General features: G+C 72.8%; 8 protein-coding genes. 4 read left to right on the plus strand and 4 right to left on the minus strand.

Translation table 11 applies throughout. The features are described 5' to 3' along the window. Window positions 1-49: 49 nt before the first annotated feature. Together BAW75_RS00055 and BAW75_RS00060 are read left to right on the plus strand one after the other, a co-directional pair. Window positions 50-1,102 (plus strand): ABC transporter ATP-binding protein, encoded by a 1,053-nt coding sequence (locus BAW75_RS00055; RefSeq protein ID WP_104112191.1) that lies wholly within the window; start codon window positions 50-52, stop codon window positions 1,100-1,102. Continuing rightward, window positions 1,099-1,938, plus strand: coding sequence for an ABC transporter permease (locus BAW75_RS00060; protein WP_030498870.1), 840 nt, complete (start codon window positions 1,099-1,101; stop codon window positions 1,936-1,938). The genes BAW75_RS00055 and BAW75_RS00060 overlap by 4 nt, the downstream gene beginning before the upstream one ends. 109 nt (window positions 1,939-2,047) lie before the next feature. On the opposite strand, the gene BAW75_RS33175 is transcribed toward BAW75_RS00060, so the two are convergent. Further along, window positions 2,048-4,870: a helix-turn-helix transcriptional regulator gene (locus BAW75_RS33175; RefSeq protein WP_104112192.1), complete on the minus strand. Its 2,823-nt coding sequence runs from the start codon at window positions 4,868-4,870 to the stop codon at window positions 2,048-2,050. A gap of 513 nt (window positions 4,871-5,383) precedes the next feature. Then, window positions 5,384-8,239 carry a helix-turn-helix transcriptional regulator gene (locus BAW75_RS00070; RefSeq protein WP_104112193.1) on the minus strand — a complete coding sequence of 952 codons (2,856 nt, stop codon included), beginning with the start codon at window positions 8,237-8,239 and terminating at the stop codon, window positions 5,384-5,386. A 1,272-nt stretch (window positions 8,240-9,511) separates the two neighbouring features. Here BAW75_RS00070 and BAW75_RS00075 point away from each other — a divergent pair. Continuing rightward, window positions 9,512-10,885, plus strand: a complete 1,374-nt coding sequence (locus BAW75_RS00075; protein ID WP_104112194.1) for an AMP-binding protein — start codon at window positions 9,512-9,514, stop codon at window positions 10,883-10,885. Window positions 10,886-10,927: 42 nt separating this feature from the next. Here the strand turns inward: BAW75_RS00075 and BAW75_RS00080 are convergent, their stop codons facing one another. Continuing rightward, the gene (locus tag BAW75_RS00080) at window positions 10,928-11,365 is read right to left on the minus strand and encodes a cold-shock protein (protein ID WP_104112195.1); all 438 of its coding nucleotides are present in this window, start codon (window positions 11,363-11,365) and stop codon (window positions 10,928-10,930) included. A 156-nt stretch (window positions 11,366-11,521) separates the two neighbouring features. On the opposite strand from BAW75_RS00080, the gene BAW75_RS00085 reads away from it, so the two are divergent. Further along, window positions 11,522-12,184 carry a 4'-phosphopantetheinyl transferase family protein gene (locus BAW75_RS00085; protein ID WP_043322816.1) on the plus strand — a complete coding sequence of 221 codons (663 nt, stop codon included), beginning with the start codon at window positions 11,522-11,524 and terminating at the stop codon, window positions 12,182-12,184. On the opposite strand, the gene BAW75_RS00090 is transcribed toward BAW75_RS00085, so the two are convergent. Beyond that, complete coding sequence (locus BAW75_RS00090; RefSeq protein WP_104112196.1) at window positions 12,181-13,593, minus strand: acyl-CoA synthetase; 1,413 nt, start codon at window positions 13,591-13,593, stop codon at window positions 12,181-12,183. The two genes, BAW75_RS00085 and BAW75_RS00090, sit on opposite strands and share 4 nt — an antisense overlap. Window positions 13,594-13,695 lie beyond the last annotated feature (102 nt).

Here is a 13,695-nt window from a genome sequence, read left to right on the forward strand (position 1 = left end):
GGCGCACATACATCTATCGGACCGACGTTCCAGGACGGAGCATGACGACGTGGACGAAGCAGTGGTGGTCACGGAGCTGGTCAAGCGGTACCAGCCCAACATGCCACCGGCGGTGGACGGGCTGAGTTTCTCCGTCGCCGCCGGTGAGGTCTTCGGCCTGCTCGGGCCGAACGGTGCGGGCAAGACGACGACGATCGGGGTGCTGACCACACGGGTGCGGGCCACCTCGGGCCGGGCCCGGGTGTGCGGCGCGGACGTGATCGGCTCGCCCGCCGCCGCCCGGCAGTTGCTGGCGGTCGTACCGCAGCGGGTGAACCTGGACCGGGCGCTGACCGTCCGGCAGAACCTGCTGTTCCACGCGGCCTACCACCGGGTGCCCCGGGCGCAGCGCATCCGGCGGGCCGACGAGTTGCTGGACCAGATGGGGCTCAAGGACTTCGCGAACCACCGCACCGACTTCCTGTCAGGCGGCCTCGCCCAGCGGACGATGATCGCCCGCGCGCTGATGCACTCGCCCCGGGTGCTCTTCCTCGACGAGCCGTCGGCGGGCCTCGACCCGCAGTCCCGGCTCTTCGTGCACGACCGGATCGCCGAGCTGAAACGGGACGGCGTGACAGTGGTGGTCACCACACACGACATGGACGAGGCGGAGAAGCTCTGCGACCGGGTCGGCATCGTCGACCACGGCAAGCTGCTCACCATGGACACGCCGTCCGCGCTGACCCGTACGCTGCCGGGCAGCAGCACCCTGACCCTCGTGGTGACCCCCGGCGCCTCCGCCGAGGAGGTGCGGGCCGCGCTCGATGCGATCCCCGACGTGGAGCGGGTGGAACACTTCAAGATGACCGCCAAGGTGCCCGTCGCCGCGCCGGCGTTTCCCGGCATGCCGGCGATGCCGACGCCCGCCCCGGTCCCGGACGCGCCCGCCGACTCGGACGCCCCCCTGTCCTTCCGGGTCTACACCAGCGGTCAGCCGGCCAACGCCATCCCGATGGCGATGAAGATCCTCGCCGACCTGGGTTGCGAGGTTCGTGACCTCAACATCGGCCAGCCCAGTCTGGAAGATGTCTTCATCCACCTGACCGGAAGGGAACTTCGGTGAGCGTCACCGCCCCCGCCCCCCCGTCCGCGCCGTCACCGCCCGCGGCGCCGCCGCCGGTGCGCGCGCTGGACCAGCTCGCCACCTTCCGCGCGGTGCTCTCGCGGGACCTGTTCGTCACCGGCCGGGAGCTGGTCGGCTTCCTGCTCCAGGTCTTCATCCAGCCGCTGTTCATGCTGCTGATCTTCGGCAAGGTGCTCAGCGACCTGGGCTACGCCAGCGACGACTTCTCCAACGTGCTGCTGCCCGGCGTCATCGCGCTGAACGCCTTCCTGATCGGCCTGGAGAACACCGCGCTGCCGATGATGATGGACTTCTCCTTCACCCGGGAGATCGAGGACCGCCTCCTGGCGCCTATGGCGACCCCGCTGGTGGCGCTGGAGAAGATCGTTTTCGGGGGCATCCGTGGCCTGATCGCCGGTGTGGTGCTGATCCCGGTCGGCATGCTCATGCTCGGCGTCACCTGGCCCTGGGCGGTGGTGCTCAAGGTGGTCGGGGTGTTGGCGATCGGCGCGCTGGTCGGCGCGGCGGTCGGTCTCGCCTTCGGCACCCTGGTGCCCACGCAGCACATCCAGATCATGTTCACCGTGGTGATGACCCCGATCATGTTCACCGGTGCCACCCAGTTCCCGCTGCTCGGCCTGGACTCGCTGCGCTGGTACCAGGTGATCTGTTCGCTGAACCCGCTGACCTACATCAGCGAGGCGACCCGGTCGCTCGTCGGCCCGCCGGGGGTCGAGTCGCTGCCGCTCTGGCTGTGCATGTGTGTCCTCACCGGGGTCTTCGTGGCGTTCTCGGCGATCGGCATGCGTGGCTTCATGCGTCGCGCCATGGACTGACCGCCCGGGACGCGGTCCGCCGAGGGCCCGAACCGCACCTGCGGTTCGGGCCCTCGCTTTCGCCCTGTGTCGCAGGGGGCCGGTGGTCACCGCGCCCCTGCGACAGCCGTCAGGACGTGGCGCTCTGTGTCTCGTCGGCCAGCGTCTCGGCGTACACGACGAGCCGGGACGGCAGGTCGGTCCGGCGCTTCACGTCGAGCTTGCGGTAGACCCGGGTCAGGTGCTGCTCGACAGTGCTCACCGTGATGAAGAGCTTGCTGGAGATCTGGCGGTTGGTGTGGCCGTGTGCGGCCAGCGCGGCAACGCGCCGCTCGGCGTCGCTCAGCCCGTCGTCCGGTTCCTGGAGTTCGGCGGCGGCCGGGTACGCCGGCAGTCCACTGCCCGGTTCCCGGCGGATCAGCCGCTGAGCCAGCACCGACGCCCCGCAGTCCTGCGCGAGCTGGTAGGCGCGGCGGACGAGCAGCCGGGCGCGGGCGGAGTCTCCGGCGCGCTGTAGCGTCTGACCGGTGTCGCCGAGGGCGCGGACGAGCTCCAACCGGTCGCCGCTGGACTGGAGCAGGCTGACCGCCTCGGAGAGCAGCTTGCGCCGGTGGTCCTGGGCGGCGGTGGTGGCGAGCAGGCGCAGCGTACGGCCCCGGGTCCGGTCGTCGACCCCGTGCGGCACCCGCAGTTGCTCCTGCAGGAGCTGCATGGCCTGCGTCTTGTTGCCGACGCTGAGCTGCACCCGGGCCAGCTCCAGCCGCCACGGCACCAGTCCGGCCGCGTCGATCCCCCACGTGCGCATCAGCTCGCCGCAGCGCCGCAGGTCGGTGGTGGCGGCGTGCGGCCGGCGTACGGCCAGGTGGTGCCGGCCGCGTGCGGCCAGGTAGTGCAGGCCCAATGGGGTGCGGAAGATGCCGGGCGGGGTCGGGTGGGCCAGCCACCGGTCGGCCTCGGCGAACCGGCCCGACTCCGTCGCGGACGCGATCAGGGTGGACAGCGGTCCGGCGATCGCCACTCCCCAGGCGGGGGCTGGCATGTCCTCCAGGGCCGCGCGGGCGTGGTGCTCGGCACCGGGCAGATCGCCGACGCGCAGGGCCGCCTCCGCCCGGATCGCCCGGATCACCGCCCGCCAGCCCGGCGCGTGCTGAACCACCGGCCGGTCGAGCAGCACGTCGCCCCAGACCACGGCCCGGTCCGACCGGCCGGCCCAGAGCAGCGCCAGCAGGGGCGCGGTCAGCAGGCCGAGGGCGCCGTCGTCCGTGTGGTGGCGCTGCAGGATCTGCTCGGCGGTCGGCGCCGTGTCGTTGTCGGCGGTCGGCGTCAGCGCGGTGCCGAGCACCGTGACCGCCTGCAGGAGCGGGCTGACGGTGGTCGGGGCGCCGGCCGCGCGGCTCCAGGTGGCCGGCGTCTGCCGTACGCTCGCCAGGTGGTCCGGGTGGGAGAGGGAGACCAGAAGCTGCATGATCCGCAGGCGGCCGGGCGGGGTGGCCGGAGCCTGCTCCTCGTCCGCCGAGAAGCCGCTGACGGCCTCGGCAGCCTCGTCGACGCGGCCCTGCCAGAGCAGGTACGGCACGGCGGAGAGGCTCGCATCGGTGGACCAGCCGGCGGCGCGCGCCGTCTGCACCAGCTCCGTCAGCTGCCCGTTCACCGTCAACGGGTTGAGCTGCCAGCGGGCATTCACCAGCATCTCGGTGGTGGCGGTGCGTTGCCGCTCGTCCACCGGCGCGAGCGCGAGCAGCCGCAGGCAGGCCGCCGCGACGTCGGGCCGGCCGGACGAGAGCGCGTGACCGGCGGCGTCCTGGAGCACCGGCACCCGCCAGCCGGCCACCGTCGCACCGGCGGCCACGAGGTGCTCGGCTACCACGCTCGCCTCGGCGCCGCGGTCGTGCAGCACCTCGGCGGCCCGCTGGTGCAGGGCGCGCCGCTCGTCGGCCGACATGTCAGCGAGGATCGAGTGCAGGATACGCGAGTGGCGTAGCTGGTCGGACTCCATCAGACCCGAGGTACGCAACACCCGCACCGCCGGGACCGTGGTCGCGGGCATCACGTCGAGGAGGTGGCCGAGCAGTTCGGCCGACGCGGGCCGGTCGAGCACGGCGAGCGCCTGGGCCACCCGGCGTACCCCGGGCTCGTGGCGGTAGAGACACCCGAGGACGGCCTGGTCGAACGCGTCACCGACGGACGGAAGGTCGTGGTCGCTGCCCCCGCCACCGGCCCGTTCGTCGAGCAGCGCCCGGGTGAGCAGTGGATTGCCTCCGGTCATCCGTACGTAGTGTTCCGCGGTCCTGCGGGTGTCGGCGTCGTCGACGGCGCCCTCGACCAGCCGGGCGACGGCGTCGACGGTCAGTGGTGGCAGGCCGATCCGGGAGAAGTGCGGCTGGCTGAGCAGCTCGGCGCGGAACAGCTGGTGCGGCGGGCGCAGCGTCGACGCCTCCGCGAACACGACCATGATCCGGGCGTGGCGCAGCCGCCGGGTCACGTAGAGCAGGCAGTGCAGCGAGGCCGGGTCCGCGTGGTGCACGTCGTCGACGAGGAGGACCAGGGGCCCGTTGGCCGTCAGGTCGATCAGGGTGGTGAAGAGGCCGTGCAGCAGGGGTGCCCAGGCCCGGTCTACGTCGGACGCCTCGCCGCCGACTTCGGGCAACGGCACCGCGGAGGTGGCGTCGCGCAGCAGCTTCCCGACGTGGGCGGCGGCCTCCGGGGCGAGTCGTGCACTGTGGAACAGCTGCCCGACGACTCCCAGGTGGAGACCGCGCTCCGCCCGCGAGCCGGTCGCGCTCATCACCTGCCCGCGGGAGCCGGCCGTCCACTCGCCGAACGACTCCAGCAGACTGGTCTTGCCGCTGCCCACGGCACCGGTGACCAGCGCGACGTGTCCGCGCTGCTGCTCTTCGCACGCGTGGAACACGCGCCGCAGACGGGTGATCTGTTCCTCTTGCTGAACCAACACCTGCGCGTAAGCCCTCCTTGTACGCGGCGCGGGCCTGGAAACGCCGGTGCGGCCCGACACCGCCACCCCTGCCGGAGACAGCCGCCCCTCCGCCCGCGTCTCGACGGGTAGGGGTGGAGCGCGCCGGGCGGCCACGCCGGGTGGACCTGAAATCCTTCGTCGGACCGGTCTTCTCGCCGTACGGTCCGCGTGTCGAGGCGAGTCTGGCACCGGCATGATGGTGCGACAACGGGCGTGAGACCCCATCGTTTCGCATCCAAACCTGCGGGCCCCGGAAGGCATTTAGGGGTTGCGCGGTTCGGGGTGATGGGTGTTGGAGCCGATCGGCCCGGGGGAGGCGACACGCCGGTGAGCGGCTGGTGCCGGGGCGTACGGCTCGATGGTGCCACACCGCGACTCCCGGCGCACGCCGATGATACCCACAGTGGTGGTGAGCGAACTCTTCGCGACGGTCGGCGAGGGTGACGGTCGCGTGACGCCCGTCGGCTGTTCCGTGCGGAAGCCCGACCGGGATCAGCGCGGCCGAGGGCCGGACGGACGGCCGCCCGGGGGGTCCGTGCCCCGCGTCAGCGGATCCAGCACCGTCGTGCCGGAGCGGTCGAACCGCAGCCGTCCGGCGAGTTCGCCGCGCGAGTTGACGTCCAGCTTCCGGTAGATGCGCGTCATCCGCTGTTCGATCGCGCTGACCGTCAGGAAGAGCTTCTCGGCGATCTCACGATTGGTGTGACCCTGGGCGGCCAGGGTGGCCATCCTGGATTCGGTGTCCGTCAGGCCCTGGACCAGGACCGCCGCATCCGCCCGGCTGCCGGTGGCGCCGTCGCTGGTGGACAGGGCGCTGGGCCACAACGTCGGGATGCCGCACTCCTCCGCGAGAGCCCGGGCCGACCGGGTCGCGGCGCGGGCCTGCCGCCGGTCGCCGGCCTGCTCGTAGGCGTGACCGAGGTCGGCAAGGTTGTGCGCCAGTTCCATCCGGTCGCCGCACTGCCGCAGCAGCCGTACGGCGCTGCGCAGGTGCGGGATCCGTTCCTGTCCCTCCTCGGTCGCGGCCAGAACCCGCAGGGCCGCGGCCCGGTACCGGACATGGACGGGCCGCAGCCGGGCCAACTCGTCGCGCACCAGCTTGCGCGCCTGCAGACGGCGGCCCATCCGGAGCAGTGCCCGAGCCGACTCGGTGCGCCACGGCACCAGGCCCGAGAAGTCCAGCTGCCACCGCTGCATCAGCTGCCCGCAGAGCTGGAAGTCGGCCAGCGCGGCCTCGGGGCTTCCCGCGGCGAGGGCGTGCGTCCCGCGGGCGTGCAGGTAGTGCAGCCCGAGCGGGGTCTCGAAGATCGCCGGCGGCACCGGCACCTGAAGGCAGGCGGCCGCCGTGTCGAGCTGGTCCATATAGGTCAGGGCCCGTATCCGGACGGCGAGAGGTATCCCGATCACCACCCCCCAGCCTTTCGGCGAGAGCTGCCCCAGTGCCTCGTCGGCCAGCTTGCCGGCGCGGGGGAGGTCGCCGAGCCGGCCGGCGACGGCGGCCCGCAGGGCGGTGAGCGTGGCCGAGGGGGTGGGGTGGTGCGGGGTGGCGAGGTGGCGGTCCAGCCGGTCGCACCAGTCGTCGGCCAGGTCGAGCTGGTCGGCGTAGATCATGGCGATGAGGGCGCAGATGACCCTCCACATGTGCGGTTCGTCGTCCGGCCCGGTGGTCGACAGTGTCCGCTCGGCCTTCTCGACCACGCCCGCGTCACCCCGGGCCAGCACGCCGGACAGCAGGATGACTCCGCTGAGCCCGTGCTTTACCCGGGCCAGCGTGAGCGGATCCCGCGCGGCCACGGCGGGCGCGGGCCGGTCGACCATGACCCCGGGATAGAGCGTCGAGATCCAGCCGGTGATGATGAGCAGCTCGGCCACGGACTGCGGATCTGCGGGATCCGACCGCTCGCTGAGGTGCCTGACCAGGTCGACGGCCTTGTCGATCTCACCGTGCCAGAGGAGGTACTGGATGGGACCGGCGGCCTGTTGGCTGCCGAGGTGCCCGGCCCGGATGGCGGTGGCGACGCTGACCAGGTGGGGGATCGTGGCCTGCGGGTCGAGTCGCCACTCGGCGCGCGCCAGCGCGGAGCGGATCCGCGCCCGCAGACACTCGCCGACGCCACTGCGGTGCGCCCGGCGCAGGTACCGCAGGGCGGTCTCCACCTCGCCGTCGAGCAGCGCCTGCTCGCCGGCGTCCAGCAGGGTCTGCGCCATCCAGGGTTCGGCCAGCTCGCCGATGTCCACCAGGTGCGGCGCGATCCGGGCCGGGGGCGCGCCGTCGTCGTGCAGCAGGCGGGCTGCTCCCAGATGCAGCCGTACGCGTTCCTCGGCGGTCATCCCGTCGATCACGGCCTGGGTCACCGCCGGATGGCGCAACCCCTGTTCGTCGATCAGCCCCGCGCTGGTCGACTTGTCGACAGCGCCCAGCGCGGGGTGCAACCGGGCGTCGACGAGATGCGGCAGCAGGCTGCCGTGCAGCGGCTCGCCGGTCACGGCGAGCACCCGGGCGGCGTTGAGCACCAGGCGGTCGCAGCGGTACAGGCAGCTCAGCACGGCCTCCCGGAACGACTCGCCGACCGCCGGGGCGCCGGCGGACCGTGGCGCGGCTGCCTGGTCATCGGCGAGCGCGTGCACCAGGAGCGGATTCCCGCCGCTGATCCGGTGGCTCTCCTCGGCGATGCTGCGGGCGAGCGGGATGTCGAGCCGCTGGGCGAGCAGCTGGAACGTCCCCTCGGCGGTGAGCAGCGGCAGGCGGATGCGGTGCAGCTTCGCCGGTTGCAGCATCTCGGCGTGCACGTCCGCCTGCCACGGCCGGGTGCGTGGCGCCTCCGTCAGGACCATCAGCACGGATAGGCCGGAGAGCCGCCGGGCCACGTAATCGAGACAGCGCAGCGACGGCACGTCCGCGTGGTGGATGTCGTCCACCACGATGACCAGCGGCCCCCGCGAGGTCAGTTCGAGCAGGGCGCGCCCGATGGCGGCGGTGAGCCGGGCGTTCTCCGCGTCCGCCGGATCGGCGTCGCTCCATGCGAGGGCACCCGCGTCCAGCAGTCGGGCGAGGCGGGCCCGGATGTCGGGGGCGTCCGCGGCGCACGACGGCACCGCGCGGACGAGCTGCCGGACGACCTCCAGCGGTACGCTGCGCTCCGCGCGGGAGGCGCTCGCGCCGATGACCCGTGCTCCGGCGTCGCAGGCGCGCCGGGCGAAGGCCTGTGAGAGCGCGGTCTTGCCGGAGCCGACCGGGCCGGTCAGCACGGTCACCGGCCGGTCGGTCGGCGAGGTGCCGCCGCGGAGCAGGTCTGCGAGTCGGCGCTCCAGCAGGCCGAGCTGGCTCGAACGCTCGGTCAGCTCCATCACCGCCCCCTCCGGGGGAGGGCCGGGTGCCCGGTGCGGCCCGACAGCTCGACCAAATTGGAGACCGGCAATTCTTGACCCATTCCATTATCGGCAAGGATCGACTGGTGTCGAGCCTTGCCGGTGCGCCATCGACCGACTTGACCGGTTGGCTGCTGCGAGCCGTGTTCCCGTGTGCGTCGGCGATAATTCCCCAGCTCTCTCGGGGTCGACACTTCCTATCGACCTGCTTGATGGTGGGAGTATGGCAGTTGGGCAATTGGGCGGCAAGCCGAGTTGTGTAAAGGATGGGCAAACATGGGTTACTTGTCTCGGGTGACCCGACCGGGGGTGGCGACGGAAAGTCGCCGGCTGGTCCCGTACCGTGACAGAGCGCTCTCCTGAGCCGATGGTTCCGCTTATTCGGCCCGCCTGCTGATTGGCGAATGGGCTCTTCCGTGCTAATCCGACGTCCGGGCGTTACCGGTCGCTCTCGCCGCAAGGTTCGAAGCTGCCGCGGTCGCGGCGTGCGGAGGCGTCGAGCTGGGCGTCATCGTCGTTGAACTCGGCGTTCGTGACCCCGCCCGTGCCGATCCCGGCGCGGGCGGGCGTGGTGCCGGAAGCTGCTGTGGAGGTGTCGTCCGCCCCCGGGGCGGGGCCGTGGGGTCCGGTCGGGGCTCCGGCAATTGCCGGAGGCGCTCGATTGTTGCGATGTAAGGCATTGATGCCGGAACTGCGATCGATGCCTGTCCGGCCCTGCCGGCGGTCGAGGCTTGGTGTGCGTCGGCGGGCCACGATTCGGACGTTTGGGAGATTCTGCGATTATGTATGAAAAAGAATTATGAATCCGAGTGTCCCGTTGGTTGCGGAGGCCTGCGGTCCCATCCGGCCCGAAGGCTGATCTCATGCGGCACACGTCAATGCGATAAAGCCGTGACGGCGAGCTGTCGGGCATCGAGGAGGACGTTTTACGGTCGATTTTCGCTCGCTGAGGACAAATGCGGCCTCTGCATTGTTCGCCGAGCCGGAGTGAGCGCTCGGGTCGGCCGTTGTGTCAGGACGGCCGGGATTCGGTCCTAGCTGGCCAGTAGGCCCGGACAGGGGGATTCGGACTCGGCGGCTAGGGGTTGTGCCCGACGATAGCCCGGCCCTAATTTCGGGGCACCCGGTCTCCACCGTCTGGATAGCCGGACATGGGGCCGTGCAGGCCCGAGACCTGAAGGGTTCTGTGGCCGTCGTGATGTCCCAGCTGCCGCCGCGACTCGTTGCGGCCCCGCGCAGGGGATAGCGGAGATGACGCTGCTGCCGGTGCTGCGTGGATTCGGTGCGGATCGGGCCGACGCGGTCACGGTGGCCGGAGAAGCCCTCTCCAGCGAGGCCCTGCTGGGCTGCGTCACCGCCGTCGCTGATCGGATCAGGGGCGCGACCGCGGTCGCGGTCGACGGCACACCGACGCTGGAAGCGGTGGTCGGAATGCTCGGCGCCCTCCTCGCCGGGGCGCCGCTCGTACCGCTGCCTCCCGGCGCCGACGAACGCGAACGCCGCCGTATCCTGCGGCAGTCCGGAGCGACGGTGATCCTCGGCCGTGCCCCGTCCGGGGCCGACGGCCTGTCCACGATCCCGGTCGACCTGCGAGAACACGCCTCGACGCGGCATCCCGAGCCCGCCCCGGGCAGCGACGCCGTCATCCTCTACACAGGTGGCGCATCAGGGCCGCCACGAGGGGTGCGCATCTCGCGCCGCGCCATCGCCGCCGACCTCGACCTTCTGGCCCGTGCGTGGCACTGGAGCGAGGAGGACGTGGTCGTCCAGGGCACCCCGCTGTTCCGGGCGTACGGTCTGGTCGTCGGCCTGCTCGGCCGGCTGCGGGCCGGCAGCCGTTTCGTCCACCTCGACCACGCCGGCACCGGGCCGGTCGGCTCCGTGCACCTGGCGTCGCCCGACCAGTGGGCGAAGATAGCGCTGGACGGCCACCGGGCCCGGCCGCTGTCCGCGGCGCGGATCCTCGTTTCCGCGGACGGCCCGCTGGCCCGCGCCGTGGCCGAACGGCTCCGACTGCTCACCTCGCACCGGCCGGTGCAGGCCTACGGCACCACCGAGACGCTCGTCGCGCTGACCGGGCGCCCCGGCGACCGTACGGTGCCGGGCGCTGTCGGCACCCCCCTGCCCGGCGTCGAGACGCGCGTGCTGGACCGCGAGGACCGGCCGGTGCCGGCCGACGGCCAGTCGGCGGGCGAGCTGAGCGTCTGCGGGCCGATGCTGTTCAGCGGGTACGTCGGCGGGCGGAGCCTCGCCGCCGGTCGCTGGCACGCCACCGGGGACCTGGCCAGCGTGGCCCCCGACGGCACGTACCGGATCATCGGGCGACGCGGGCTCGACGTGGTGCACAGCCGGGGCCGGCGGATGCCCGCCGGGCAGATCGAGGAGGCGTTGCTGAGCCACCCCGGCGTGCGCGACGCCGCCGTCGTCGGCACGCCGCACCACGCGTTCGGCGAGCAGGTCACCGCCTACGTCGTCGCCGAGGGGGTGACCGCGCAGGTGCTCATCGACCACGTCGGCCGGTACCTCTCGGCAGGCCAGCGCCCCCGGCGGGTGCACTTCGTCGACGAGTTGCCGCGCAGCGCCTTCGGGCGGATCAGGAAGTCCCTGCTGATCGCCGGCGGCTGAGCCGGCCGGACAGGGGGCAGCGGTGACCCGCCCCCGCCACGGTCAGCCCTCCACCCAGCCGTGCCGCCGGGCCAGCTCCAGCATCCTCGCACGTACCGCCACGATCTGCGCTCCGGTCAGGTCCGACACGGAGGTCACCAGCGCCTCGGTGGTCTCCGCGGAGAAGGCCCGCTCGGAGAGGACGTCGCACAGGCCCTCGTCGTCCTCCGCGCCGCCCGCGGCCTGCCCGCTGTCCCTGCTGCGCCCGCCGCCGACCGTGACGCCGGACACCCGCACCAGCACGGCCTTGGGCCCGCGCTCGGTCTCCACCGCGTCGTACTCGACCGGGACGCCGGGCGTCAGCGCCCACTTGTCGCCGTCGAGCATGTTCGCGTGCACGAACACGTCGTCGCTGCCGTCGTCCGGGGCGATGAATCCGTAGCCCCGCACCTCGTCGAACCGCACCACTTTGCCAGTGAGCATCGCCATTCCCGCGTCCATCCGCCCCAAATCCAGGTGCCCCGCCCGCAGGACCGGGACGGCGCTCAGAGTGGCACCTGTCCCGTGCAGGCCGGCACCCGTACCCGACCCCTATGGTGCACCTGTCGCCGAGGCCCGCCGCGGCGAGGGGTGCCGCAGCGCCTACCATCGGCCAACGTGATCGAGCAGATCCTGCCCTCCACCGTGGCGGTGTCCGAGTCCTTCACCGATCCCGCCGGCGTGACCCTGTTCCCCGAGGAGGAGGCGCTGGTGGCACGGTCGGTGGAGAAACGACGCCGGGAGTTCACCACCGTGCGGCACTGCGCCCGGCTGGCTCTCGGCGAGCTGGGCCTCGCCCCGGCGCCGATCGTCTCCGGCGCACGCGGTGCCCCGCTCTGGCCCGACGGCGTGGTCGGCAGTATGACGCACTGCGATGGCTACCGGGCGGCGGTCGTCGGCCGTACGGCGGCGTTCGCCAGCCTCGGGGTGGACGCCGAGCCGCACGCCCCGCTGCCCGACGGGGTGCTCGGAGCGATCGCCCTGCCGGCCGAACGGTCGCGCACCGTCACGCTGGGCGCGGTCCGCCCCGCCGTCTGCTGGGACCGCCTGTTGTTCAGCGCCAAGGAGGCGGTGTACAAGGCGTGGTTCCCGCTCACCGGCCAGTGGCTGGACTTCTCCGAGGCGGACATCGTGTTCGACCCGGCCGGCACGTTCGAGGCCCGGCTGCTGGTGCCCGGTCCGGTGCTCGGCGGGGCCGAGGTGCGGGCGTTCGCGGGCAGGTTCCTGGTCGAGCGGGGACTGGTGGTCACCGCGATCAGCATCCCGGCGGTCGCGTCCTAACCGTCGGCGCTGAGCCGCGTCTTCTGCACCTTGCCCAGGGCGTTGCGGGGCAGGGCGTCGACCAGGCGCACCTCGCGTGGTCGCTTGTGCGCCGAAAGGTGCCGGGCCACGAAGTCGATCAGCTCGGCCTCGCCCACCCCGTCGCCCACCACGTACGCGGTGACCTGCTGACCGAGGTCGGGGTGCGGTGTGCCCACCACGGCTGCCTCACGGACCCCCGGGTGAGTCAGCAGGGCGTCCTCCACCTCCCCGGCGCCGATCCGGTAGCCGCCGCTCTTGATCAGGTCGGTCGACGCCCGGCCGACGATCCGGTGCCAGCCGTCCGGGTCGACGGTGGCGACGTCCCCGGTGCGGAACCAACCGTCCGGGGTACGGCTCGCCGCGTCGGCGTCCGGACGGTTGAGGTAGCCGTCGAACAGCGTGGGGCCGGTGACCTGAAGCTCGCCCATCGTCGCCCCGTCGGCCGGGAGCGGGGTGCCGTCGTCGCCGACCAGCCGCGTACGGACCCCGGGCAGCGCCAGCCCGACGGTGCCGGGCCGGCGTGGGCCGTCCGTCCGGGCGCTCACAGTGATCAGGGTCTCGGTCATCCCGTACCGCTCGACGACCCGGTGACCGGTGAGGGTGGCGAGGTCGGCGAAGACCGCCGCCGGCAGCGCCGCGCTGCCCGAGACCAGCAGCCGCGCCGGACGTAGCGCCCGGGCCGCGTCCGGGTCGGCGGCGATTCGGGACCACACCGTCGGCACCCCGAAGTACATCGTGCCGTTGGCGGCGGCGTACCGGTCGGGGCGGGGGCGGCCCACGTGGTGCAGCCGGCCGCCCAGCCGCAGTGGTCCGAGCACGCCGAGCACCAGCCCGTGCACGTGGAACAGCGGCAGGCCGTGCACCAGCAGGTCGTCCGGCGTCCATGCCCAGGCGTCGGCCAGCCCGTCGAGGCAGGCGGCGATCGCGCGGCGGGAGATCACGGCGCCCTTCGGGGCGCCGGTGGTGCCGCTGGTGTAGAGGATCACCGCGGTGCAGGCCGGATCCGGCTCGGGGTGGACGGTGTCCGACCGGCGGGTCAGGTCGACGGGTACGACGGGCCGGCCGGCGTCACCGACGGTGCGTTCCGCGCCGGCCGGGGCCAGCAGCGCCGTCGCGTCCGAGTCGCGCAGGATGTGATCGCGCTCCATCGGCCCGGCGTCCGGCGGGATCGGCACGACCGCAACCCCGGCCGTCAGCGCGCCCACCACGCCGACCACGGTCTCCAGGGTGGCGGTGGCCTCGATCGCCACCCGGTCGACGCCGCGCAGCTCGTCGGCCACCGCCGTGGCAAGGCGGCGAAGCTCCACCCAGGACGCCGCCCGGCCGCCGACCCGGATCGCGTCCGGGTGCCCGTCGGTTGTCTTCGTCAGCCAGCCCAGCAGCGGCATGGTGCGATCCTCTCAGCGGCCCGGTCCGAGCCCTGCCGGGGGCCGCGACGCCGGTAGGGTCGTGGGGTACCGCCGGATCCGGGCGGGCGAGTGCGCCGCCGG

This window comes from Micromonospora chalcea, assembly GCF_002926165.1.
GTDB lineage: Bacteria > Actinomycetota > Actinomycetes > Mycobacteriales > Micromonosporaceae > Micromonospora > Micromonospora chalcea.

Bases quoted from the DNA above. Each gene is read 5' to 3' on its own strand.
- BAW75_RS00090 (WP_104112196.1), bottom strand. From the start codon at position 13,593: ATGCCGCTGCTGGGCTGGCTGACGAAGACAACCGACGGGCACCCGGAC.
- BAW75_RS00075 (WP_104112194.1), top strand. From the start codon at position 9,512: ATGACGCTGCTGCCGGTGCTGCGTGGATTCGGTGCGGATCGGGCCGAC.
- BAW75_RS00070 (WP_104112193.1), bottom strand. From the start codon at position 8,239: ATGGAGCTGACCGAGCGTTCGAGCCAGCTCGGCCTGCTGGAGCGCCGA.
- BAW75_RS00080 (WP_104112195.1), bottom strand. From the start codon at position 11,365: ATGGACGCGGGAATGGCGATGCTCACTGGCAAAGTGGTGCGGTTCGAC.